Raw genomic sequence first — 25,644 nt, forward strand, 5'->3', positions numbered from 1 at the left:
TGAGTAAAGGGAAGCGTTTATGAGCACTGTCTGGGATAGTGTGCAGCTTGCACGACATGCCAAGCGTCCATTGTTTATGGACTATGTTAATCAGCTTTTTACCGAGTTTGATGAGTTGCACGGTGACCGTGCTTATGCCGATGACAAAGCCATCTTGGGTGGTCTGGCGCGTTTTGATGGTCAGCCTGTGATGGTGATCGGTCAACACCGTGGCCGCAGTACTCGTGAGCGTATCGCCCATAACTTTGGTATGGCCAATCCTGAAGGCTACCGCAAGGTGATACGTTTGGTCAAAATGGCTGAGCGCTTTAATATTCCTGTGATGACCTTTGTCGATACTCAAGGGGCTTATCCTGGTATTGGTGCAGAAGAACGCGGACAAGCGCAAGCGATTGCAGAGAGTATTGCTGTATTTTCTAGTCTTCAGGTACCTGTAATCGTGACCATTATCGGTGAAGGTGGTTCAGGCGGCGCGCTTGCTATTGGCGTTGGTGACAAAGTAAACATGCTACAGAACAGCATTTACTCAGTTATCTCTCCTGAGGGCTGTGCCTCTATCCTATGGAAAACCGCTGAAAAAGCACAAGACGCCAGTGAGGCACTGAAGCTAAACGCCATTAACCTTTATCAAATGGGTTTGATTGATGCTGTTATTGATGAAGGCGAGGGCGCACATCTACAGCCGCAACCAGTAATGGCTGCATTAAAAACCCTGATCATTGAACAGCTTGATGAGATTAAAGATTTAGATCCTCAAGAACGTTGCGAGCTACGTTACGAAAAGCTCAAGTCTTTTAATTCAGAAGTGATGTTGCCGTGCTAATTCAAAGTATGATCTAAGCTTTTCATATTAGAGGCTGAGTCTTAATGCTAAAATAAAAACGTGTCATTTAATGGCGCGTTTTTTTGTGGCTATTGTTATATGAAGCTCTCGATACAAAGCCCTTAATACAAAGCATTTCATGCAATGTCTTAGCTAATACAGATGCTCATTCATCGGCACATCAATAAATATATAACCCCCTAATGACTAAGGCTGATTATGACCAGCAATGCCATCCTCCCATATCCTGTTAGACCCATTGTTGATTTACCGGTCGATGACGTATTGGCAGACGCCTTGTTAAGCAGTATGTCTGAGTATAGCGAGCAGCTACAAGGTCGTCGCCTTTGGTTAGCATGTAGTGGCGGGCGTGACTCGTTGGCACTTGCAGCATTATGTGTGCAGCTCTACCAGCAAGGTAGTCTGCCATGTCTACCGCAGCTCTTACATGTCGATCATAGTCTGCAAACGGACAGTCAGCACTGGGCTGAGCATGTTGTCAGCTGGGCACAAGCACAAAATATACCTTGTCATATCCTACAAGCACAAGTGAACGGACATGATGAGCAAGCAGCGCGCCAAGCACGTTATAACGTCATGCGCGCACATATGAACCAAGATGACGTACTGCTATTGGCACATCATGCCGATGATCAAGCTGAAACCGTACTGATGCGCTTGATTCAAGGCGCTGGCGTTAATGGTCTGTCAGGTATGCATCCATGGCGAGTGCAAATGCAGGGCGTACAGTGCAATATCCTGTGGCGACCGTGGCTTACCATCAGGCGTAACGCTATCAGCACCTATGCTAAGCGTCTAGAGTTGCCTTATATAGATGATCCAACCAACGACACTGGCGATAATGTACGTAGTGGTCTACGCCGCGACATTATGCCAATACTGGCCACGTACAATCCCAACGTCATTGATAATATAGCCCGTAGTGCCCAGCTATTGAGTGAGGCACAAGCCACTGTCAATGCGCAAGCTGAACAAGATATGCAGCAGACAGTCACTGAAAGCCTACAACTGCCAACTGCACAGCAGGTGCTCAATATTGATGCGCTACGAGCACTACCGATCTATCGCCAGCGCCAACTACTGCATCATTGGCTGGGTCAAGATGAGCCATTGCCACCTGCTAAGCAGCTCGTCGATGATGTACTAAATGTAAGCCAACGTGATGACCAAGATCATCAAACAAAGTTGTTTTGGCAGGGTCGTAAGCAATCCTATACTGTTCGCCGCTATCGTCAGCAGATCTATCGTCTGAGTAGTAAATGGCTGTCTTGGCTAAATATACCAATCATAGAGCAAGTGCTGCCATTATCTGGTCTGCTCTCTATTGAGAGCGATTCAGCTGATAACGGTTCAATCATATTGCGCCGCAGTATTGACTATGTGTGGCAGTTACAAGTATGTCCAGATAGATTGGCAAAGCTGCTAAGCGATCACTCAGATGAGAGAGCATCAAAAGCGACACTCAAAATAACTCCATTGAATAGCAAAAAGCGTCTCAAGACTGCACTGGCGACGCGTCCACAAGCGGGCAAAAGACTGTATCAAACCCTAGGTATCCCAGTGTGGCTGCGAAAAAACCTACTGGTAATCAGTATCGCTTTTATCAATAAAGACGGTACCGAAAACGATGCGGCTATATTGCTCATATCACCATTTGAGAATTGGGGTTTGAGCTCTGAAAGCGTAATGACTGATACTACATATCAGAAGTTAACTGAATATATTAAAAGCAACCTAAGCCTACGTACCATAAACTAAAGATCGAAGCGCTTTATGCCAGTGCATTGGTTGTCATTAGCCTGAGGTGGGCACTCACAGTTTGAATTTATCAAACGATATTAGTGGCAGTATGATAAACTGAGTGTCGTTTTATATATCAAGATGTTAAGTTGAATACCTTTGAATGTTGTGACTAGGAGACAAGTATGTCGGTATTAGATAATAAAAAAATCAGTTTTATTGGTGGCGGAAACATGGCGCAAGCGCTTATTAGCGGGCTTGTAGGCTGCGGCATCAAACCTGATCTCATCACGGTCGCCGATCCTAGCAGCGATGCACGTGAGCAACTGGCGGCTAAAGGCTTAAATACCGTTGACCCAATGGCTGATGCAACAGCCGCTGTCGTCGATGCTGATATCGTAGTACTCGCTGTAAAACCACAGATGATGAAAGTGGTTGTTAGTAGCTTTGCTGATGCATTGGATAATCAGTTGGTCATTTCAGTAGCCGCAGGCCTATCGACTGATCTGTTGTCTAGCATGTTGGGCGGCTATAGCAATATCGTGCGCGCCATGCCAAACACGCCCTCTATGATTCAGATGGGTGCAACAGGTCTCTACGGTACAGATAATATCTCAGCAGAACAAAAACAGCTGGCAACTGCGGTAATGGAAGCATCAGGACTGGTCATGTGGGTTGATGACGAAGAGCATATGCATGCGGTCACAGCCGTGTCAGGTTCAGCGCCAGCATATATGTTTTACTTTATCGAATCGATGGTCGATGGGGCCGTGGCGTTAGGTCTAGACAAAGAACAAGCCTCAGCGCTTGCAATGCAAACCATGCTTGGCGCTGCAAAAATGGCGATGGACAGCGATGATGCACCAGCTGAACTGCGCCGCAAAGTGACGTCTCCGAACGGTACGACTCAGGCAGCGGTCGAGTCCATGCAAGCCAACGAAATTGGTCGTCAAATCAGCGAAGCCATGCAGGCTTGCTACGATCGTAGCCAAGCGTTAAGTGAAGAGATGAGTAAGTAATTACTGACACGCGGTATTGTAAGTTGCGATACCGCTTATGCAACCACCAGCTGATAATGACATTTGTCATCCTAGCCTCTGTTAATAATGTCCCATTGAGTAGCACTTCATGAACAACATGTTATTTCAAATTTTTGATTTGGTCACCACATTCGCTATGATGCTGGTGTTTATCCGTTTTATGTTACAGTTTGCAGGGATGGATGCGAGCAATCCCATGATTGCACCTGCCTATAAAGCGACTCATGTCGTCGATGTATTTGGGCGTATTTTTCCAACGGTAGCACAGGGTCGTATCAGCATTGCTGCTATTGTCCTTATGTTTTTGATTCGTTTGATCGATATCTCTGGAAAAGCAGCATTGACGCATCAAGGTATAGCCCCTGTACCGTTATTCTTTACGGGTACGACCAGCTTAATATTAGATTTTTTGCGCATGTGTCGCTACTTAGTGATTGGTTCTATCATCGTTAGCTGGATCGTGGTGTTTACCCAGTCTCAGCATCCTATCATCGGTATTATTATGAACTTAGCGGAGCCGATACTCGCGCCGTTTCGTCGTATTACGCCAAATCTAGGTATGCTCGACTTGTCACCGATGGTTGCTTTTTTTGCTTTTTACCTACTTGAGATATTTATTGGCGGATTGACTGCCAGTGTGATGCCAATGTTAGGGTAGGGTAAACGTCATATCGTTCAATCCAAAAATATATAGTACAAAAAAGCGCTCTATGGCATATAGAGCGCTTTTTTATTTGCTGCATGTGTGAGACAGGCTTCTATAATAGTATTAAAAACTAACAAAGCGGTTGGGTATTAATTGAGCCTGAGCATCATCAGGGTGCGGTGCGTCAGCTGCACGTAATGTCTGAATAATCCAGCTGTCTGCTGCTTTTATTGCATCAATCAAATTATCACCCATCGCCAAACGTCCAGCGATAAAGCTAGCAAGAGAGCATCCTGAGCCATGGAACTCACCATTTAGACGCGGCAACGTGCTTTTGTGTACCATCTCGCCCTTTATGTATAGGTACTGCTCGATATCACCATCTTCAAAATCGTGTGAAGTTTTTACCAGTACGGCATGAACGCCTTGTGCGCACAGCTGCTTTGCCCCACTGTGTAAGTCCTGTTCGCCGCTTAATGCTCGAAGCTCGTGCGTATTTGGTGTGATTAAGGTGGCATAGGGTAGGAGCTGTCTAAAGGCACTCACCAATGTCTTTTCGTCACCCAAGCTACCACCGCTATTGGCAACCAATACAGGGTCCAACACAAAAGGTATGTCTTTGGAGATCTTTTCTTCTGCAAATAAGCGTGTGAGCATTGCAATATTGTCAGTGGTACCGAGCATGCCTGATTTGATAGCGCTCACTGGCAGATCATCGAGTACAGCATTGGCTTGAGCCTGTACCAAATCTGCGGCGCAAGCGTCAAAACCAAATACCTGCTGTGAGCTCTGAATCGTGACTGCTGTGCAAGCGATGGCAGCATGGGCACCTGTCTGTCCGATGGCTTCGATATCTGCTTGTAACCCAGCACCACCTGAGGGATCCAATCCTGAAAAACACAGTACGACAGGTCGCATAACCGCTCCTTTTAGATATTTTGAAATAAGTAATAAATACTATAGCCACCTACTGCCAAAAAATCTATCGTAGTCTAGCGTTTATAGAGCAAGTAGCAAGTAGCAAAAACATCATCAACGATGACCAAGTAAGTAGTGATGCTTCGCTACGAGATGGCACAATTTTTAGCAATAGTACGTGAGATAAGTACTTATATCCTTAATTATGATAAAAGCTGCATTAAATTAGCAGACAAGGCTTGCAATTCATTTTGGCTTTGTTATAATACTCGCCCACGACATGAGACGTATTGTTAGCATCAATACTATGTTTATAGCGGTTTTATAAATGTCTTGATTCGTTAGGTGAAGTGGGTGAGTGGCTGAAACCAGTTCCCTGCTAAGGAACCATACGTGTAAGCGTATCGAGGGTTCGAATCCCTCCTTCACCGCCATTTATTCAGTTGTTATTAGAGTAGTAGCGCAGTATACTGGCGTTAAACATCTTAATCGTTAAATCAAAAAGTATTTTGTTTTTAATTAAAAAAGATGTTGACACAAGCGATATTATCTATATAATAGCCAACCTAATTTACTGAGATTGTTTTTAACAAGTCAGTAAATGATTTGCAAAATACGCGCCTGTAGCTCAGTTGGATAGAGCACTTGGCTACGAACTAAGGGGTCGGGAGTTCGAATCTCTCCAGGCGCACCATTTGCATAATCAACTAAATCAATCGCCTGTCTTATGACAATTGGCGGTTTTTTTATGTCCAAATTTTGTGTGGTTTAAAACCTTAAGTCATTGTCTAGAGTTATCAGTGACTCCTTTATAATTTGTCATCATTATCTTATGACTAATGTAGATGCATGGTGTCGGTCGCTAGCGTGATTGGACAGTCACTTAGGATAATGTACGACAGTCCAATAATTTACGGTACAATAGCGTTATTATTCACTGCTTGCTATGAGCTTGTACCATGTCAAAACGTCCATCTAAACGCCCATTAAAATCTACTCGCAATGCGAAGCCTCAGCCAAGCGCTTCTGTGCAGCAAAATCCCAATGAAGAGCCTACCATCGCTAAACCCACGACTCGAGTTGTGGCGATTCTTTATGATGGCATGCTGATTTTGGCATTGTTGTTTTTGGTGGGAACGATACTGACGGTAGTGGGAACGATTCTAACGATGGAGACAGGGACTGAGTCATCGCAGGCCCAGTCGCTACCGCTATGGTACCAAAACGCCATTATGACGCCGTCGTTTGTACTGACGTTGGTCGCATTCTATGGCATATTTTGGCGCCGTGGCGGGCAGACATTGGGAATGCAGACATGGCGATTGAAGACTATCAATGGTGCTGGTCAATGGCTAACATGGGGGCAGTCGTTCAAACGTATCTTGTCAGCTTGTTTAATGCCATTACTTTTTGGCATTATCGGTAGTTTAGTCGATGGGTCACGCGCCGCCTTACTTGCCAGCGCGTTCCTTGGATTGGTATTTAACTATGTATTCTGTCTGTTCAACCCTCGTGGTCTGGCAGTACAGGACATGCTATCGAATACCATCACGCTAAAAATGCCGAAAGTAGCACACGAAGGGTTATGGCGCGGCTTTAGAAACCGTAACAAAAAACCATAGCATCATCCAATAGATAGCTTTTTGCTAAACCCTAAACAAACCGTTTGAAACGATACCATCCAAATTATTGAAAATTGGATGGTATAACGAAAATATTGATTACATACTGACGCTTTGGATCAGCCATGCGGTATAACCCACAAAGAAAAGCACTAAGGTCGCGCCTGATAGACGGCCAAATTGGCGCTTGGTGGCAAAAGCAAACACGCATAGAACAACAAGCAACACGGTCAGTAATCCCATCGCCATCACGTCGCGTGAAAAAATAATGGGATCAGCGGTAATAGGGGCAATCACGGTTGCCAAACCGACAACGGCTAATGTGTTAAAGATGTTTGAGCCAATGATATTACCTAGCGCCATATCATGCTCGCCTTTACGCGCCGCTGACAAGCTCGATACCAGCTCGGGCAATGAGGTGCCAACAGCGACAATCGTCAATCCAATGATAAGCTCACTGAGTCCCCAGAGCGTCGCCAGCTCGACCGCACCCCAGACGATGGCACGTGAACTGATGACCAGCATCAGCATACCGATAAGTAAGCTGACAAGACCACGCGCCATACTTGGCTCTATGTGATCTGGATCAGTGCTCTCAACAATCACATCATCCTCATGCTCATGATACCCTTCACGGATACTCAGTACGATCTGTATCGCTAAGACGACAACCAAGAGTATCAGTAGCACAATACCATCAGCTTGGCTCAACACGCCATCACGCAGCTGCCACGCCGCTGTAGCAGTGATTAGGAGTAATAGAGGTAGATCGCGCTTTACGATGCCCTTACGAATGATAATAGGGCTAATCAGTACGGTTGCACCGAGTACCAAGGCAATATTGATGATGTTTGAGCCATAAGCATTACCCAAAGCCAGCTCAGGACTGCCTTCTAGTGCCGCCAATACAGACACCACCATCTCAGGGGCTGACGTGCCGACACCCAATATCAATACGCCGATCAAGAAGCTTGGCACGCTAAACTTCTTTGCTAGTGCTGTCGCCCCATCAATAAAGACATCGGCACTCCAAACCAAAATTGCTAACCCAATCAGTATTGCAATCACTGCCAACCACATCAGTATGTTTCCTTATAGGTAATAAAAGTGATGAACTTGATAAATAAAACTGGCACAAAAAAAGCTGAATCGACACAAAGATTCAGCTTTTATTTTAGCATCGAGGTTTTTGGTAATAACCAGAGTTAAACCAACGCTCTAGTTTGATATTTCTCTTGATCTAACCAAAACCTCGTCATCCTGTCATATTAAGCAACTTGTACAGGGATGATATTTGCTGTGTCTTTAACCGTGTTGTCTTCATTACAGTAGACAAGTTTTGGTTGGTAGGTAGATGCTTCAACTTCATCAAACTGGGCATAAGCACAGATAATGACGATGTCACCTAAATCTGCCATATGAGCTGCAGCACCATTCAATGAGATAATACCAGAGCCTGCTTCAGCACGGATAGCATAGGTGCGAAAGCGCTTGCCATTGGTCACATTATAGATATCGATAGATTCATTTTCACGTAGACCAGCAAGGTCAAGTAGATCACCATCGATACCGCATGAGCCTTCATAATGAAGCTCAGCATGGGTAACGCGAGCACGATGTAATTTGCATTTAAGCATATTAAGTAGCATAGGTTGCTTCCTTAGCGTAACTGATATTAAATAACTAAATCAAAAGGTTAATGGGGACAAAACTACCAAAATAAAAGGCCGTTGTTATAATGACGCTATATTATTCAGGTAATTTAAAGCCATTAATTTGTGAGCGGGCTTTCTCAGTATCGCCACTCATCAACAGGGGTAGTGCTTCAAAAGCTGCTGTCAGTGCGCTATCGATAGCGATTTGCTCATCGGGTGACGCTTTTGAGAGGACATGTCCACTAACTTTGGACTTGTGTCCTGGGTGGCCAATACCTACGCGTAGACGATGAAAGTCATTGCCGATGTGCGGTGTAATATCACGCAGACCATTATGACCGCCATGACCGCCATCGGTTTTGAGCTTGATGCTGCCAGCTGGGATGTCGAGCTCATCATGAGCAATCAATAGCTCGTCGTTTTTGATGCCATAAAAATTTACCATAGGCACGACTGACTGACCAGATTTATTCATAAACGTCAGCGGCATCAGTAGACGCACATCAGACCCATGAATTTGCCCGCGTCCTGTCACCCCGTGAAACTTCTTGTCAGGGGCGAGCGTGATATTGAACTGCTGTGCCAAATGATGAACGAACCAAAACCCAGCATTATGACGCGTGAACATATACTGCTGACCAGGATTACCAAGACCGACAATAAGCTTTATGGCCATAAAAACACCCTGCTTGAATACGATAAATAGAGATAAGGCTTTAAATTTGAGAAAACTGTGTATTTTCAAACCTTACTTACAAAAACAGCAGGAGATTTTAAATCACCTGCTGTTTTGTTGACTAAACGAGTCTGTCACTACGTAGCGCAATATGAGTCGCTACATAGAAAGTGTATCTTACTCGTCGTCTTCTTTCTCTTCAGTGTCAACTTCAGCGTTTTGCTCAGTTGCTGGTACTTCATCAGCATCAACGTCTTCAGCATCTTCGTCAACTTCTTCAACAGTAGGTGGCTGCATGTTAACGATAGTACGGTCATGGCCGTCTTCTAGCTCAAGCTCATGAATCACAACACCTTCAGGAAGTTCGATGTCTGATAGACGGAACAAATCACCGATTTCCATACCAGAAACGTCTACATCTAGGTATTCAGGAAGTTTAGATGGTAGGCAGATGATTTCGATGTCAGATACTAGAGTAGACAATACGCCACCAGCAGCAGTACCAGGCGCTTCTTCACGGCCAGAGAAATGCACAGGAACGTTCATGTGGATTTTTTGACCTTTCACAATGCGCTGAAAATCAGCATGCATTGGGAAACCTTTAGCAGGATGACGCTGCAAGTCTTTGATGACTGCTTGATGCTCTTCACCATCAACATTGATAGTCAAGATGTGTGAGAAGAACGCTTCGAATTCTAGTGATTTTACTAGTTCGTTAAGCTTGATAGAGATAGCTGTTGGTTCTTCATTACCACCATAGATGATAGCAGGAACTAGGTTCTGCTTACGTAGGCGGCGGCTCGCACCTTTACCTTGTAGTTCAGCAGAACGATCAACGGCTTTTAGTTCAAAATGATTAATGCTCATGGATATAATCCTATAAAAAGAATGATGAAGTGTCTGGTCATAAAAAAGTGGATTTGCGACCAATCCACTAATACGTGATGAGAGCTAAGAGGTGTCACCGTATATAAATCATACGGCTAACAACATTAGCCATTTGCTTAAGATAATGATTTTTATAGTAATAATTACTACAGTAACCATTATTGTTCAGCTTGATCAGCACTTTTAATAATGCCAACCTTGTATAATAAAACAAAAGGTCAGCACAGGCGCGCATTATACGTGATTTTGTGGCAATAATAAAGACCTACGCAAATCACGGACATAAAAATAGCGCCAAGTACTCATACTTGGCGCTATTTCTTTGGCTTATTCAATACCTGTTAACACAGTGGTTGCTGTTTGGATTATAACAGCTACTAGCTAGCGTTCAGTATTAAACACTGATCACTAAACATTAGGCATCAAACATTGCACTAATAGATTCTTCGTTGTTGATACGGCGTAAGCTCTCAGCAAGCATCGGCGCGATACTGACCTGACGGATTTTACTGCAGGCTTTTGCTTCAGCTGATAATGGAATCGTATCGGTCACAACGACTTCGTCTAGCGCCGATTCGCTGATGTTTTTGAGTGCGTTACCCGATAGGACAGGGTGGGTGATATAAGCCAATACGCGGCGTGCACCATTTTCTTTTAGTGCTTCGGCAGCTTTGCATAGCGTACCTGCAGTATCGACCATATCATCAACGATAACGCAATCACGGTCACGAACATCACCAATGATATGCATTACTTGTGACTCATTGGCACGCGCACGGCGCTTATCGATAATCGCCATGTCAGTATCGCCTAACTGCTTGGCCATTGCACGAGCACGAACCACACCGCCAACATCAGGTGAAACCACCATGATATTGTCATAATCTTGTTTTTGTAAGTCGTTTAAGAGTACTGGCGTACCGTAGATGTTGTCTACAGGGATATCAAAGAAACCCTGAATCTGATCTGAGTGCAAATCAACCGTCATGACGCGATCAATACTAACGATATTTAGCATATCAGCGACGACTTTGGCTGAGATAGGTACACGAGCTGAACGCGGGCGACGATCCTGACGAGCATAACCAAAATATGGCATGACAGCTGTGATACGGCCAGCACTAGAGCGACGCAAGGCGTCTGCCATCATCATGATTTCCATCAAGTTGTCGTTGGTCGGTGCACAAGTAGGCTGCATGATAAACACATCTTTACCACGTACGTGTTCTTTGATTTCCACGGCAATTTCGCCATCAGAAAAACGCGTGATGTCAGCTTTACCAAGAGGTATATGAAGATGATCGGCTACGGTTTTTGCTAATTCTGGGTGGGCATTACCCGTAAAAATCGCCAAATAAGGCATGACAGAAGTCCTATTGATTGACTCAAGCAGCGACCGCTAAGCAGTGACAAACTGCTCAAATTAAGAAAAGAGTAGTGAAGGTGTTGATGACTACTATTACAGTAAAAATGGCAGGGGTAGCTGGACTCGAACCAACGGATGTCAGGATCAAAACCTGATGCCTTACCAACTTGGCTATACCCCTGTAATGTCTAGGCTATATACGTCCGATAGCTAATATTGATTGTTTAATCATTACTAGAATGGCGTCATGACCTATCAGTTATATTATAAACGATTGAGCCGTCTAAAGTATAACTTTTCCCTAGCGGTGTCCATTGCGAACTATACCGAAACTGGGATAACGTTGTCAATGAGAATAAGATAAGAGGTTGTCTATAAACCGCTTATACTCACTATATGTCTAACGCTTCGTACTAAAAAATGGCAGGGGTAGCTGGACTCGAACCAACGGATGTCAGGATCAAAACCTGATGCCTTACCAACTTGGCTATACCCCTATTGTGGCGACCTATTATAAGTAAATTTTCAGATTTTGCAAGTCATTTGCGCTTTTTTCTGAGATTTATTAATAAGAATCAGCCGTTGTCAGTTTTTAGTTGGTCAAAATTGACAGCATTATATCAACTTTAAACAAAAGCAAAATTTATAGGAGCAATGATAGAGACTTATAAACTTTCCACCACATACCCTGCACAAGGTGCCTCTGCAACCCACTTTTCCAATAGCTTTTTATCAGCGGCAATACTCGCATCTAAAGGCAAAAACACCGCGCTACCAGAGCCAGTCATGCGTGCTATGCCAAGCGCTTGCGTCTCTAAACCTTGCAAATAATTTAAAGCCTCTGTAACCGCAGGAGCTAGACTCGTCACTACTGGGGTAAAGACATTATGATAGGGCACGGTGAGCGTTTGTACATAGTCAGCGCATTGAGTTTGAATGCTCTCAATTGAAAGGGGAGAGATATCCCGATGTAGCTTAGGATTTGCAAATAGAGTAGCAGTATTGACATGCGCATTAGGTGTGAGGAGCAAATACTGCTGATCAGGTAGATCAATGGCCGTTAATTCTTCACCAATTCCCATCGCAATAGCGTCTTGGCCAAAGATAAATATAGGTACGTCCGCACCCACAGTCGCGCCAATCTTTATAAGCTCATCACAGGTAAAATTAAGCTGCCAAATTTTATTGAGCACTAACATAGTTGTTGCTGCATTAGATGAGCCACCACCCAATCCTGCACCCATTGGCAAGTGCTTATCTAAAGCGATATGCACTTTTGCTAATTGCTCAGGCAAAATATTTGACTGTATGGCAGATGCTAGCAGTGCGCGCGCTGCTTTGAAAATTAAATTATCTTCTATATTAATAGTGATAGCCTCTGCACCATCTAATACTAGTAGCTGGTGACAGAGTTGATTAGCGCTTAATTCACGAGCTATAGTAGAAATCACGGCATTATCGCTGACCGAGAAGTGCAGATAATCGCCCCAGTCAAGCAGGCGAAAAACCGTTTGCAAATTATGATAGCCGTCAACTCGTTTACCCGTGATATGCAAAAACAGATTGAGTTTTGCAGGCGATAAACGAGTAATCATAGAAACAGATGGTTCGGCCATATTTTCAGTCATATTTTTTTATCATGAGGTGCAGTTATAAATAGCTATCTTAATGAGCAATGATGGTTTTTAGCAGGCTTTCTGTTGTTAATAAAAGATGAATTAATGGTTAATCGTCATCACAACTTTATTGCCTTGCGAGCGTACGGCACTGATCTTACTAGGTAGCTTATCATCACCCTTGTAAGTGAAGCTCGCATTCCATTCGCCATTGACTGAGCTGACTAAGCGGTTTTGAGCATCAAGCTGCGGCGCGCTGTCTGAAGGTGCCGGACGTCCAGATATCCAATAAGGCATCTGTGAGATAGGCGCTTGCCAGCCAGTGGCTTTTTTGAGCAAGGTTTCAGGATCATTAGCGGTCAATGTGCCTGTTTTTTCACTAACTAGCGTCGCCGTTTGACCATTGTACTCAATGTTGGTTTTGCCGATACCGAGTGCCCCGATGAGCTCAATCGCAAAACGATCGTCTTGTTGACCCCATGCATAAAACGCACTACCGCCTTGGGTACCTGAGGTATCATTGGCAGGCATTGTTACCCCAATTTTACCAGTGATGTCAAAGCTTTCTAGCTTTTTGGGTTGTTCGGCATTTTGGCCTTGCATGGTGGTTGGTTGATTGGTTGCGCTGGCTGTTTTTAGCGACTGACAGCCAGAGGTGATGACCATTGCGGTCGCCATGGCAGTCAATAGCGTCAATTTATTTGGTTTATAAGACGAGAGTGATACAGACATAGTAGGTTCTCAAAATAGGAAATTAAACAAAGATATTAGCTTAAGCGTTATTTGTTGCTCGGTTATGCACGGCTGTTAGCTTCTTATAACTGCCTTGTAATTTATAACTGCTATATTATTTATAGAGCTAAAAGACCAAACAGGGAGCTTGAGCAGTCAATATCAATACAACTGTATGCGGTCATTGATATTGTGTTGTCCAAATGAGAAGCGCTGTTGTAAGTCTGCGAGTAGGGCTTCAACCTTGTCGTTATTGCCTAGTCCTTGGTAAGCGCGCAATAGCAAAGTACCTGAGCGCAGGGTCGGCAGAACATCATAAGGTGTCTGTAGATAGTTAATCACTTGTTTATAGTTTTCTTTTGCCAGTGCATTGCCCGCCAGCACATTTAGGGCTTGCAGATGGAGCTCGTTATCATAGCGGGGATCATCGTAGCGAATCTGAATAATAGCGGTGGCTAGTGCTAGACCCTGCTCTGAGCTGCGCTCGTTGGCCAATAGTAACTGCGCATAACTGAGCTGGTAAGATAGGTTGCTAGGATCTAATGCTTGCAGATGATTGAGTAAAGTGCGTTTGACAACGTAATCGTCTTTGTCATCTAAGAGCTGAGCCCGAGCAAACAGTAGCATTTCATTATCAGGGTATTTACGGGCGGCACGTGTTAGTAGCAGCAATGCTTCTGCTGATTGGTTTTGTTGCCACAAAATATCGGCCTGCATGACAAACGTATCAGGCGCAAATACCGTAAAGTCTTTGCGTAGCTTTTCTAACGTAGCGATGGCGGCGTCAACATCGTTATCAAGTAATTCAAACGCCACTACCTTTCTACGAGCTTCTAATACCAAGTCCTCTTGCATCACGTCATTAAGATAGTATTTGGCTTGTTCAAAGAGCTGCTGCCGCTCAGCACTGATACCGAGATAATAATATGCTTGGTCAAGGTAGGTGGGGCTTTTGGCAAGTATGTTGAGTAGATCATCTGCGCTCGCATACTCTTCGATATCTAGACTCACCAATGCCGCTAGCAAAGTAATTTCGGCATCATCGCTAAAGCGATTATGGGCTTCGAGCAGTAATATCCAAGCTTGCTCGCTTTGTTTGAGATCCAATAAGTAGCGAATCTCATATAAATACAAGCTTTTGCTATCAGGGTTGCGTAGGCGAGCTTGACTGACATAATTGATTACGGTTTCTGCGGTCACGATTTTACGCAATATATCGGCTTTTAAGGTAATAAAGGGCACGTAGTCTGGCTGACGCTCTAGCGCTCGATTGATATGCACGATAGCCACTTCAGGCTCGTTAAACTGGTAGAGTAGACCTGCTTTTAGTACAGATAATGAAGCATTTTGCTCGCTATCTAGAGGCTGCAAAGCAGCAAGTAGCTCGCGTTTATCCTCATCGTTATTTGGGTAAATACCGATGAGGATTTCGCTTAGATCTGCACGCGGATCATAACGTAAGATACGGTTGAGCGTCTCACCAGCTAAGATATAATCGTGTGCGCGCAGGGCTAAATGCGCCACATAAAACCAAGCAGGTACGTGGTCAGGGTTTTGGTCTTGCCATGATTTAGCAAATGCTAACGAGTCTTCGACCCGCTCGTTACGTAAGGATAAAGTCAGCGCTCTCTCAAAAACTGCAGTGGCGTCTTCTTTAAAAGACTGCTGCTTATAGATTGCAATCGCTCGCTGCCTATTGTCGCGATCCGCGGCAAACTCTGCATCTAGTAGAGCATATAAACTTGGTTCATTAAGCTCAGGTTTCCACAAGCCAGTAGGTGCTAGACCATCAATATTTGCAATGTTATCTGCCGGCTGGCTGACTCTACGAACGGTCGTGTTAACAGTAGTGCTAGTACTGGTATTATTCGGATTATTATTGATAATAGCTGGTGCTTGCGGAAAGGTTACCTGTGATGAGGTGTCGGGTTGGCTGGCATGAACTGGCGTGGTCAAGCACAAACAAACGGCCAATGATAAGGCAAGCTTATACCGTTGGCACAGACGCTCCATAACGACCTGCAACAGAGCACGAAGGCTAGGTTGCTCATTAAGTGGAGGATGCGCGTGAAATAATGATCCAAAAAACATCATAGATAGCCGTATTCGTCCATGGTTTACCTACATCACTGAGGTATTTTATTTTAATCATTGTAAGTTAAATAATGGTAACGAGTACCTATGACAAACATTATAAGAGCAGATGCACAGTATAAACAATAGGAGCCGTGTTACTCAGACGAGAGTCGTGCTTCTTATATGAATACGCAACACATTAAGCCTGTTTTAAGCGCAAACACGGTCGACTGTATTTCTATTTGAAGGTATGTATCGATAAGAATACTGTGGAAATATAACAAGTTAAGTCATACTAAGCGAGCGATTTATGTTTGTTTTATTGAGCACTTGCCAAAATCTGGCTATTGATTTTATAAATCGTATGGGTAGTTGATTTGTTACCGCCGTGACCAGATACAGAGATATAGCTATCATAGATGGCTGAGTGTTAATTAACGCCAGCAATAATGATATAATAAGCGGTTTTTAGGGTCTTCCTTTCAGCGCTGTCATCAAAAACTGTCTTTTGAAAATAATAAGATAGCGTAAGTAGGCAACTGAGCGTCATGTTTATGGTCTATCAATAATGAGATTAGTGGTCATTGGGGTCAATCACAAAACCGCACCAGTCGCTCTACGAGAGCGCTTGGCACTTGTGGGTGACGATGTGAATGTCGCGCTCGACCAGATAGAGACGTTCACTGACGGTAGTGTGATTGTCTCAACGTGCAACCGTACTGAGATCTATGCCCTCGTGCCGCACAACTCAGCATCGCAACCTTCAGTGCCGCAAAGCAAAGTCTCACAGTCATCTAGCTTGCAAATGACCGTTACTACCGAGCAAAACAACTTTGGTGGTAGCAGCAATGTTTCGGCTACCGCCATTAGCGCTCACATTATCAAAATAAAGACGTGGCTTGCTGAATTCAAACAGCTCCCACTCTCAGACATCGACCCTTACCTTTATGTACATCGTGATACTCATGCATTGACCCATTGGTTGAGAGTAGCTGCAGGGCTTGACTCTATGATACTGGGCGAGCCACAAATCCTTGGTCAAATAAAGCGATCTGTGCACTTAGCGCAAGAGCAAAAAGTATTAAGCAATCAGCTTGGTTGGATTGTAGATCAAGTATTTGCCGCGGCCAAACGAGTGCGTAATGAAACGCAGGTCGGTGCGCAAGCGGTATCGCTTAGCTTTGCTGCGGCGAAACTGGTCACGCAAATATTTGATGATCTGCCCAGTCGTACACTATTAGTCGTTGCTGCAGGCGAGATGAACCGCTTGGTCGCGACCCATATCGCAGGGCTTGGGGTAGGGCGAGTCATTATCTGTAATCGCAATCCTGAGCGTGCCGAAGCATTGGCGGCGGAACTGCGTAGTCCCAATCGCCGTGTCGATGTCAAACCATTGCAGGAGTTGCCACAAGTACTGGCAGAAGCAGATATTGTCAGTAGCTGTAGCGGCAGTATGGACTTGTTGATTGATAAGACAATGACGATGCAAGCACTCAAGCGTCGTCGTTATCAGCCAATGCTGATGATAGACTTGGCAGTACCGCGCGATATCGACTCCAACATCAGCCGCATTGATGATGTGTATCTATACTCTGTCGATGATTTACAACATGTGATTGCTGGTAATATCGAGCAGCGTCGGCAAGCAGCGGTTGACGCTGAGTTACTGGTGAGTCAATTGGTCGTTGAGATAGACCGCCGCTTTCAAGTTCGTCAAGTCGGTAAAGACATTCAACAGTACCGCGTCTGTACCCAAGGTCAAGTAGATAAGCTGCTACACGAGTCTATCGCTAAGCTGCAACAGGGCGATGTCAGTCCAGAAGATATCCTCACCGAACTATCAAGGCGCCTAACCCAAACATTGACCCATGCACCATCAAAACTCATGCGCAAAGCGGCGCGCGAAGGCGATAGTGATCTGCTCGACTTTGTGGTTTCAGGGCTACAGGATGCCCACCGCGGGCATTGATAGCTATACACGGCTTATCAACAAATCATTGATAGTGCAAGCCATAACACTGCCCCAGCATGTCGTTGTCAACCTCTAGCATCAGTGCTAATATCAAGCTCTTATGAATAGTTTGGGTCAAAATAATGTGCTGATGTCTGCTCGTAATATGACTATAAATATATTGATGCAATGTTAGTAGACCTCATCAGTGTTCCTTGTTTTTTATGCGTTCAAAAGCGAGGAACCTCTAAACGGCCCAAGACATTACTATCCAAGACAATATCGCTATATTAAAGTGCTATCTGGTCAATATTCCGTTTTATCCGTTGTTTTTGTTCTAGCTCAGTGCTTAATTACTACTTATTAGCTAGCCATTAATTCTGCTACTTAATCAGTATCTATATTGTTTCATACCCAGATATTACGGAAAAAAGAGCCAAAAAATAGTTAACCATCTAATCACACACTAGGAGTGTTCAATGCCTGCATTACGTCAAGATATCGATCCAAACGGTTTGTTAGAGTATTCAGTGGTATATACCGATCGCGCGCTGAATCACATGTCAAAAGCTTTTCAACAAGTAATGAACGATCTATCTAGTGACCTAAAATCTGTGTATAACGCTGATGCCGTGGTGATTGTACCTGGCTCTGGTACTTATGGTATGGAAGCCGTCGCTCGCCAACTGGCAAACGACGAAGATTGCCTGATCATCCGTAATGGTTGGTTCAGTTATCGTTGGACGCAAATTTTAGAGAAAGGCAAAATTGCCAAATCTTCTACTGTACTTACGGCCAATCGTGCGGATGATAGCGAGTCACCTAAACCATTTGTACCAGTCGATATCGACACCGCCGTAGCCAAGATCAAAGAAGAAAAACCAGCCGTTGTATTTGCACCTCACGTTGAGACATCGTCTGGTATGATTTTGTCAGATGACTATATAAAAGCACTGGGCGACGCGGTCCACAGCGTTGGCGGACTATTGGTTATTGACTGTATCGCGTCGGGCTGCGTATGGTTGGATATGAAAGCATTAGGTATCGACGTACTGATTAGCGCCCCGCAAAAAGGCTGGAGCAGTACGCCTAGCGCTGGTCTGGTCATGCTAAGCGACGCTGCTGTCAAAAAAGTAGACAGCACTGAGTCTGACAGCTTCAGTGTTGATCTCAAGCAATGGTTAAACATCATGCGTGCTTATGAAAACGGTGGTCATGCCTATCACGCGACGATGCCGACAGACAGCTTACGCCAGTTCCGTGACGCGGTGAATGAAGCAAAAGCCATCGGTTTTGATAAGTTATGTGACGCACAGTGGACACTTGGAAAACGTATCCGTGAAATCTTAGAAGCCAAAGGTGTCGAGAGCGTAGCAGCTGAAGGTTTCAAAGCACCTGGCGTTGTCGTCTCTTATACCGATCGTGACGACATGCATAAAGGCAGCGCATTTGCTGAAATCGGAGTGCAAATCGCTGCTGGCGTGCCACTAAAAGTAGGTGAGCCTGATAACTTTAAGACCTTCCGTCTAGGTCTGTTTGGTTTGGATAAACTAACCGATATCGATGGAACCGTGGCACGTTTTGAAGCGGCACTGGATAAAGTGTTGAGCAAGTAGAACTATTTAAGGAACGTTTATAAACTGATGCTGTCGTGTTTATAGACGTTTTTTATATACTGCTGTCGTCATTGAAATACTGAGCCGTTTATGTACGTGCTCAGTATTTTTTTACTCTTTTATTATATTTTATAATATAATGTATTTTTATAAACAATAAATAGAAATATTCAACACATCTGAATAGGTCGCTCGTTATGAGTATACAAATAGACTGGCAGGCATTTACACCGATTTCTTTGGTAGGCGGTTTGATGCTCGGCGTGGCAACGGTTATCTTGCTACTTGGCATCGGGCGTATTGCGGGTATTAGTGGCATTTTTTCAAACTTGCTAAGACCTAAGCGTGTAGAGATGTGGCAAGTGCTATTTATAGTAGGTTTGGTCATATCGCCAGTGCTATACAGCCTAGTAAGACCGCTACCTGATGTACAGATCAGTACTTCGTTGCCACTGTTGATTATTGCAGGGTTGTTGGTTGGTTTTGGGACTCGTCTTGGTTCAGGATGTACGAGTGGTCATGGCATTTGCGGTAATGCACGTCTGTCTCCACGCTCGCTGGCCGCGACTATGACTTTTATGCTGTTCGGTATTGTGACCGTGTATATCGGTCGGCATGTCCTAGGGCTACTATAGGTGCTGGATGGCAAATTCCAGACAGTAGCGATCAGTCGTGTTAGAGCGTAAATGATAGATGATGGTCAATAGAAAACAATAATAGCGAGAGACAACAATGCTAAAGAATATAATCGGATTGCTAGCCGGATTGCTATTTGGATTTGGTCTGCTGGTATCAGGTATGACTGATCCTGTGAAGGTACAAGGATTCTTGGACGTGTTTGGCGCTTGGGATATCTCCCTTGCTCTCGTGATGGGTGGCGGTTTGGTTGTGGCGTTTTTTGGTGTGCTATTGGCCAAGCGTCAACAAAGCAGCTGGATTGGCACGCCGATCGATATGCCAAGCAAAACCATTATCACCAAACAACTGATCATCGGTGCCATGTTGTTTGGTATCGGCTGGGGACTGGTGGGTATTTGCCCAGGGCCCGGTATTGTGCTGCTTGGTACAGGACAATGGCAAGCGTACGTGTTCATCCCAGCGATGATCATAGGAATGCTGATTTACCAATGGCTTGAGCCCAAACTTGGCTGATATCGTTAGTTCTCTATAAATTGGATACGGTGTCAGCCTCGCTTAGTCTACTATTTGTAGTACCTTTACTTGGCTTCCCTGTCTCCAAACTATATTGAACCAACTATCGTATAAATAGGCTAGCACTCGAAAAAAGGTCAGTTATGTGTCGCTGACCTTTTTCATGAGCAATGACAAACGATATGACTTAATAAGGCGCTATTTTATTTAACACTGGCAGTAACTTTTGGCGTTTCGTGTGCCAATGATTTGGCGGCTTGGCGTAGCTCAAACTTTTGCACCTTACCCGTACTGGTCTTGGGTATTTCGGCAAAAATAATATATTTTGGTACTTTAAAGCCTGCTAGATGCTGACTACAGTGCGCCATCACCGTATCGCGTTGTAGCGTGCTACCAGTGTGAATCTCGATAAAGGCAACGGGGACTTCCCCCCATTTATCATGGGGCGCGGCGACGACCGCACAGCTCTCGATTGCTGGGAGTTTGTACAAAACGTTTTCTACCTCAATACTAGAGATATTCTCACCGCCTGAGATGATGATATCTTTGAGTCTATCCATAATTTTAATATAGCCATCAGGATATTTGACACCCAAATCACCTGTGCGGAACCAGCCATCGGCGAATGCTGCTTCGGTGGCTTTGCGGCTTTTAAGATAGCCTTTCATCACCATATTGCCACGCAATGCCAGCTCGCCCATCTCTTCGCCATCAGCGGCCACGGGTTCAGTAGTCCCTTGTTTAAATACCTCAAACCCTGCCATGAGATGAGACGTCATACCTTGACGAGATTTTTTTTGAGCGCGTGTGGCGACGTCAAGCTCATCCCATTCTTCTTGCTCAGCGCAGATTGTCACTGGTCCATATACTTCAGTAAGTCCATAAACGTGTGAGATATGAAAGCCCATTGCTTCCATCGCTGCTAGCATGGTCTCGGATGGCGGTGCACCAGCGACCCAACCTTTGACTGTATGCGTGATGGCATCCTTATACTCTGATTTGCCGCCAGCAATCATATTATGTACGACGGGCGCGGAGCAATAATGAGTGACCTGATGCTTGGCAATCAGCTGTAATATCAAATCTGCATCAATGTGACGCAAACAAACATTGACTCCAGCACGCTCAGCGATACTCCAAGGAAAACACCAACCATTGCAATGAAACAGCGGCAATGTCCATAAGTAAATTGGGTGTTTTGGCATGTCCCAATCTAATATATTGGAGACAGCATTGAGCGTAGCCCCGCGGTGGTGATAGACCACGCCTTTGGGTTTTCCTGTCGTGCCAGAGGTATAGTTCAGCGCGATAGCATCCCACTCATCTGTCGGCATCTCCCAATTGTCCAGACTGTCTGAACTGGCAACCAGCGCCTCATAACTCATCTGTCCAAACGGCTCAACATCGATAGCCGCATCCGCTGCGTGAATGACGATCAAGTTGGGGAAAGTCTCAGCGATGATGTCGGCGTGCTCAGCAAACTCGCTATCTAAGATTAAAACCTTTGCTTCTGAATGCTGTAAACAAAAGGTAAGGGCATTGATATCGAGGCGCGTGTTCAGTGTGCAGAGTACGCCACCTGACATCGGCACACCAAACGCGCATTCGACCATCGCGGGCGTGTTTGGCAACATGACGGCGACCGTGTCATTTTTATCTATACCCAGTTTACGTAATCCATCCGCCAGTTGACGGCAGCGGGTATAGGTCTGTTGCCATGTTTGAGTGAGATTGTTGTGCTCTAGATCATCATAGATGATGGCAGTCTTATCAGGATAAACTTGCGCGCTACGGATGATAAAATCAATAGGGGTGAGCGGTTGATGGTTGGCGGCGTTTTTGCCAAGACCAGTATGAAAATCTGTCATGGTGATAGTCCTTTATCGTATTGCTATAATGCGGTAACTCAGCATATTACCTTTCTATAATGCGGTCACCTAGCACAGTAATTTAACACAAAAAGGTTTTATATTAGTCGATTTTTATCGATTATCCTATTATGCTACGCGAGATACTGTAACTATGAGAGGTACTGGCGAAAGCATCTGCCCCACTGTAGGCAAGCTGCCTGACAATTTGGGTTGGTTTTTATAACCGCTAGTGCAATTGCTTGTTGCATACTTGGTGTCCTATTATTATTTACCCATCCTTTAACTGTCGCCCAATTGCCATCTAGCCGTTATCTTGCTGCCGTCATGTATATAGTGCTCACTCATCAGTCGTTTGTCTGCATAGCTGACAATAATAGCGGTGTGTTACGATACTGATAACGCTACATCTTATCGCATGTCTGTTCTGCAAAAATAGTCCAAAAAAACCATTCATAAGGAAAATGATATGACCGCCAGCCGTTCTGCCAATACGATCGATACTGCCAGCACCAATGAATACTATCCACATTTATTTGAGCCATTGGATTTAGGGTTTACTACCCTAAAAAACCGTATGGTCATGGGCTCTATGCATACGGGGCTTGAAGACCGTTTCTATAACTACGGTAAGCTGGCGGCGTATTTTGAAGAGCGTGCCCGTGGCGGCGTGGCCATGATGATCACGGGCGGTATTTCGCCCAACCGCGAAGGCTGGCTACTGCCTGCTGGCGGCACGATGAATAGCAAAGCAGATGTCATCAATCACCAGCGGGTCACTCGTGCTGTCCATAAGCACGACAGCAAAATCATTATGCAGATATTGCACAGTGGTCGTTATGGGTATCATCCTTTTGCGGTGTCATCTAGCCCAATCAAATCCCCAATTTCACCGTTCAAACCACGTAAGATGAGCATCAAAAACATCGAGCAGACGGTAAAAGACTATGCACGCTGTGCCAAACTTGCCAAGCAAGCAGGCTATGACGGCGTCGAAATCATGGGTTCTGAAGGCTACTTGCTCAATCAGTTTTTATCCAGTCATGTCAATAAGCGTAAAGACATCTATGGCGGTGATATTCAAGGTCGTATGAAATTCGCGGTCGACGTGGTCACAGCTGTTCGTGAAGCCGTGGGTGAAGATTTTATTATCTTGTTCCGTCTGTCAGTAATTGACTTAGTCAAAGACGGTAACGTTATGGATGAAGTCATCACCGTAGCAAAAGCGCTAGAAGAGGCGGGCGTGACGATCATGAACACGGGTATCGGCTGGCATGAAGCGCGTGTCCCGACTATTGTGACGAGTGTCCCGCGCGCGGCTTTCGTTGACTTTACTGCTGAGATCAAAAAACACATCAATATCCCAATGATGGCGGCCAACCGCATCAACATGCCAGATACCGCAGAAAAAATCATCGCTGATGGTCAGGCAGATGTGATTCAAATGGCACGTCCATTCTTGGCGGATGCGCATTGGGTCAACAAAGCCAAAAACGGTCAGACAGATCGAATCAACACCTGTATCGCCTGTAACCAAGCGTGCCTCGATCATACGTTTGAAAACAAACGTTCGACTTGTCTGGTCAATCCGCAGGCGTGCTATGAGACAGAGCTGGTCTACAAAAAAGCGAAAAAAGCGAAAAAAGTCGCTGTCATCGGTGGCGGTGTCGCTGGTATGTCAGCGGCTCACGTCGCCGCCTTACGTGGTCATGATGTGACGTTGTTTGAAGCAAAAGATGTGCTGGGCGGACAGTTCAACTATGCCAAAGTCATCCCTGGTAAAGAAGAGTTTTTTGAGACTGTTCGCTACTATATTAATGAGCTTGAGCACTTGGGCGTCGAGGTCAAACTCAACACCTTTGTGGATAAAGACATGCTAGAAAAAGCTAAGTTCCATCATGTCATTGTGGCCACGGGCGTCGTTCCTAGAAGCCTAGCAGGTAAGCTCGAAGGTGCTGATTTGCCACAAGTCATCAGCTACGCAGAATTGCTCTCTGGTGAAAAAGCCGTAGGTGATACGGTAGCGGTTATCGGTGCTGGCGGTATTGGTTTCGATGTCAGTGAGTATCTGACAGCCAACCATGGTCAGTCGTTGGACGAGATCGGTCCTGAGGGTCTCAAAGACCCAAGCTATCGCCCTGAGCCGCAGTCAATCAGTGAGTGGCGCGAAGAGTGGGGCGTGACTAATGATACTGACTATCAAAGTGATGGCGGACTGGTCAGACCTAAAGCGATTAAGCCAATTCGTCAAGTCTATCTCATGCAGCGTAGCAAAGGTCGTCTGGGCAGTGGTCTGAACAAAACCTCAGGCTGGGTGCATCGCGCCCATATCAAATCGCATGGCGTCATCCAAGTGGCTGGCGTGCAGTATGACAAGATCACTAACGAAGGTATCTGGGTGACCAACGCCCAAGGTCAAAGCCAGCTGCTTCGTGTCGATAGCGTCGTCGTCTGTGCCGGTCAAGAGTCGGTCGCCAGTCTGATGCCAAACGTTGGCGATGCGCCAGACGCACAGTATCATCTGATTGGCGGTGCAAAGCTCGCCGCTGAGCTAGATGCAAAACGTGCAATCCGTGATGGTGCTGAGGTTGCGGCAGAAATCTAAGAGTTAGATAGCTTGAGTTAAATATAAAAGCAGCAAGATAGATTATCTTGCTGCTTTTTTTTTCTTTGGAAAGAGTGGTAGTCAGTAGGAATGCTTTTAGATTTGCTATTAATTGCATCTATTATTCTGTGTAGCGCACTTACGTAGCTGTTTTGACCTTAACCAAATAGTTTAACCGAATAGTTTGTTTTTAATTTTCTTTAAATGATTTATTAGAAAATAGTCTTTATAGATTACGTAAAGGTCATTTTGGTGTAGCTCGGAATATTTCTTTAGCTTTAATGCTGACTTAATAGATGATTCCTTTTTGATGCATAGAAGCGCAGCTATAAAAAAGTAAAGGCCTAAAATAAGAAATGCGTACTTATCTCCAATAACTTTGTATATATTTAATATATCTTCATTCACAAAAAAATGTGAAGTAAAAACTAAGATAAGAATTACTGACAATACATAATAAATATAAGAAGAAAATTTATTATATGATTTTTCTAAGTAATAGTAGTTATAGTCAGTTCACTATAAAAGAAATACAGCCCATATCATGAAACAGTTTAGGCAGATTATTCTCCATCCAGCCTTGGCGTAGAAACTTTGCTTGTGCCCATTTTTTCTCAATGGGGTTAAGATCAG

20 protein-coding genes and 4 tRNA genes are annotated in these 25,644 nt (G+C 44.7%); 12 read left to right on the forward strand and 12 right to left on the reverse strand.

What is annotated here, in order from left to right; translation table 11 throughout:
- Positions 1-19 precede the first annotated feature (19 nt).
- The 4 genes from NJD71_RS11715 to NJD71_RS11730 all read left to right on the forward strand — a co-directional run bounded on the left by NJD71_RS11715 (position 20) and on the right by NJD71_RS11730 (position 4,282).
- A complete protein-coding gene (locus NJD71_RS11715; RefSeq protein WP_319052125.1) occupies positions 20-823 on the forward strand; it encodes an acetyl-CoA carboxylase carboxyltransferase subunit alpha in 804 nt (267 codons plus the stop codon).
- 219 nt (positions 824-1,042) lie between these two features.
- On the forward strand, positions 1,043-2,602 hold the full coding sequence (tilS, locus tag NJD71_RS11720) for a tRNA lysidine(34) synthetase TilS (protein WP_319052126.1): 1,560 nt from the start codon (positions 1,043-1,045) through the stop codon (positions 2,600-2,602).
- Positions 2,603-2,769: 167 nt separating this feature from the next.
- Positions 2,770-3,603 (forward strand): pyrroline-5-carboxylate reductase, encoded by an 834-nt coding sequence (proC, locus tag NJD71_RS11725; protein ID WP_319052127.1) that lies wholly within the window; start codon positions 2,770-2,772, stop codon positions 3,601-3,603.
- Positions 3,604-3,721: 118 nt separating this feature from the next.
- A complete protein-coding gene (locus NJD71_RS11730; protein WP_319052129.1) occupies positions 3,722-4,282 on the forward strand; it encodes a YggT family protein in 561 nt (186 codons plus the stop codon).
- A gap of 111 nt (positions 4,283-4,393) precedes the next feature.
- Here the strand turns inward: NJD71_RS11730 and NJD71_RS11735 are convergent, their stop codons facing one another.
- The gene (locus tag NJD71_RS11735) at positions 4,394-5,188 is read right to left on the reverse strand and encodes a hydroxymethylpyrimidine/phosphomethylpyrimidine kinase (RefSeq protein WP_319052130.1); all 795 of its coding nucleotides are present in this window, start codon (positions 5,186-5,188) and stop codon (positions 4,394-4,396) included.
- A gap of 344 nt (positions 5,189-5,532) precedes the next feature.
- Here NJD71_RS11735 and NJD71_RS11740 point away from each other — a divergent pair.
- The 3 genes from NJD71_RS11740 (at position 5,533) to NJD71_RS11750 (ending at position 6,810) form a co-directional block, all read left to right on the forward strand.
- Positions 5,533-5,622 (forward strand) — tRNA-Ser (locus NJD71_RS11740).
- A 183-nt stretch (positions 5,623-5,805) separates the two neighbouring features.
- A tRNA-Arg gene (locus tag NJD71_RS11745) sits at positions 5,806-5,882 on the forward strand.
- A 265-nt stretch (positions 5,883-6,147) separates the two neighbouring features.
- Positions 6,148-6,810, forward strand: coding sequence for an RDD family protein (locus tag NJD71_RS11750; protein WP_319052131.1), 663 nt, complete (start codon positions 6,148-6,150; stop codon positions 6,808-6,810).
- Positions 6,811-6,909: 99 nt separating this feature from the next.
- Here the strand turns inward: NJD71_RS11750 and NJD71_RS11755 are convergent, their stop codons facing one another.
- The 10 genes from NJD71_RS11755 to NJD71_RS11800 form a co-directional block, all read right to left on the reverse strand.
- Positions 6,910-7,890, reverse strand: coding sequence for a calcium/sodium antiporter (locus tag NJD71_RS11755; protein WP_319052132.1), 981 nt, complete (start codon positions 7,888-7,890; stop codon positions 6,910-6,912).
- Between the two features lie 188 nt (positions 7,891-8,078).
- Entirely contained in the window at positions 8,079-8,459 is a 381-nt protein-coding gene (gene panD, locus NJD71_RS11760) for an aspartate 1-decarboxylase (protein WP_201548990.1), read from the reverse strand.
- Positions 8,460-8,559: 100 nt separating this feature from the next.
- Positions 8,560-9,141 carry an aminoacyl-tRNA hydrolase gene (gene pth, locus NJD71_RS11765; RefSeq protein ID WP_201548988.1) on the reverse strand — a complete coding sequence of 194 codons (582 nt, stop codon included), beginning with the start codon at positions 9,139-9,141 and terminating at the stop codon, positions 8,560-8,562.
- 177 nt (positions 9,142-9,318) lie between these two features.
- Positions 9,319-10,008 (reverse strand): 50S ribosomal protein L25/general stress protein Ctc, encoded by a 690-nt coding sequence (locus NJD71_RS11770; RefSeq protein ID WP_201548987.1) that lies wholly within the window; start codon positions 10,006-10,008, stop codon positions 9,319-9,321.
- Between the two features lie 436 nt (positions 10,009-10,444).
- Positions 10,445-11,392 (reverse strand): ribose-phosphate pyrophosphokinase, encoded by a 948-nt coding sequence (locus NJD71_RS11775; protein WP_057758042.1) that lies wholly within the window; start codon positions 11,390-11,392, stop codon positions 10,445-10,447.
- 108 nt (positions 11,393-11,500) lie between these two features.
- Positions 11,501-11,576: transfer RNA gene (locus NJD71_RS11780), tRNA-Gln, on the reverse strand.
- Between the two features lie 240 nt (positions 11,577-11,816).
- A tRNA-Gln gene (locus tag NJD71_RS11785) sits at positions 11,817-11,892 on the reverse strand.
- 168 nt (positions 11,893-12,060) lie between these two features.
- Complete coding sequence (gene ispE, locus NJD71_RS11790) at positions 12,061-13,023, reverse strand: 4-(cytidine 5'-diphospho)-2-C-methyl-D-erythritol kinase (RefSeq protein ID WP_442967680.1); 963 nt, start codon at positions 13,021-13,023, stop codon at positions 12,061-12,063.
- A 90-nt stretch (positions 13,024-13,113) separates the two neighbouring features.
- Entirely contained in the window at positions 13,114-13,743 is a 630-nt protein-coding gene (gene lolB, locus NJD71_RS11795; RefSeq protein WP_319052134.1) for a lipoprotein insertase outer membrane protein LolB, read from the reverse strand.
- Positions 13,744-13,905: 162 nt separating this feature from the next.
- Positions 13,906-15,837 carry a hypothetical protein gene (locus NJD71_RS11800; RefSeq protein ID WP_319052135.1) on the reverse strand — a complete coding sequence of 644 codons (1,932 nt, stop codon included), beginning with the start codon at positions 15,835-15,837 and terminating at the stop codon, positions 13,906-13,908.
- A 550-nt stretch (positions 15,838-16,387) separates the two neighbouring features.
- Here NJD71_RS11800 and hemA point away from each other — a divergent pair.
- The 4 genes from hemA to NJD71_RS11820 all read left to right on the forward strand — a co-directional run bounded on the left by hemA (position 16,388) and on the right by NJD71_RS11820 (position 20,538).
- The gene (gene hemA / locus NJD71_RS11805; protein WP_319052136.1) at positions 16,388-17,788 is read left to right on the forward strand and encodes a glutamyl-tRNA reductase; all 1,401 of its coding nucleotides are present in this window, start codon (positions 16,388-16,390) and stop codon (positions 17,786-17,788) included.
- Positions 17,789-18,249: 461 nt separating this feature from the next.
- Complete coding sequence (locus NJD71_RS11810) at positions 18,250-19,386, forward strand: aminotransferase class V-fold PLP-dependent enzyme (protein WP_319052137.1); 1,137 nt, start codon at positions 18,250-18,252, stop codon at positions 19,384-19,386.
- A 197-nt stretch (positions 19,387-19,583) separates the two neighbouring features.
- Positions 19,584-20,021, forward strand: a complete 438-nt coding sequence (locus NJD71_RS11815) for a YeeE/YedE family protein (RefSeq protein ID WP_319052138.1) — start codon at positions 19,584-19,586, stop codon at positions 20,019-20,021.
- 97 nt (positions 20,022-20,118) lie between these two features.
- Entirely contained in the window at positions 20,119-20,538 is a 420-nt protein-coding gene (locus NJD71_RS11820; protein WP_319052139.1) for a DUF6691 family protein, read from the forward strand.
- Positions 20,539-20,741: 203 nt separating this feature from the next.
- Here NJD71_RS11820 and NJD71_RS11825 read toward each other — a convergent pair whose 3' ends face one another.
- Positions 20,742-22,406, reverse strand: a complete 1,665-nt coding sequence (locus NJD71_RS11825; protein ID WP_319052140.1) for an AMP-binding protein — start codon at positions 22,404-22,406, stop codon at positions 20,742-20,744.
- A gap of 469 nt (positions 22,407-22,875) precedes the next feature.
- On the opposite strand from NJD71_RS11825, the gene NJD71_RS11830 reads away from it, so the two are divergent.
- Positions 22,876-25,011 (forward strand): NADPH-dependent 2,4-dienoyl-CoA reductase, encoded by a 2,136-nt coding sequence (locus NJD71_RS11830; protein ID WP_319052141.1) that lies wholly within the window; start codon positions 22,876-22,878, stop codon positions 25,009-25,011.
- Positions 25,012-25,644: the final 633 nt, after the last annotated feature.

The sequence above is a fragment of the Psychrobacter sp. PP-21 genome, from assembly GCF_033790785.1.
GTDB lineage: Bacteria > Pseudomonadota > Gammaproteobacteria > Pseudomonadales > Moraxellaceae > Psychrobacter.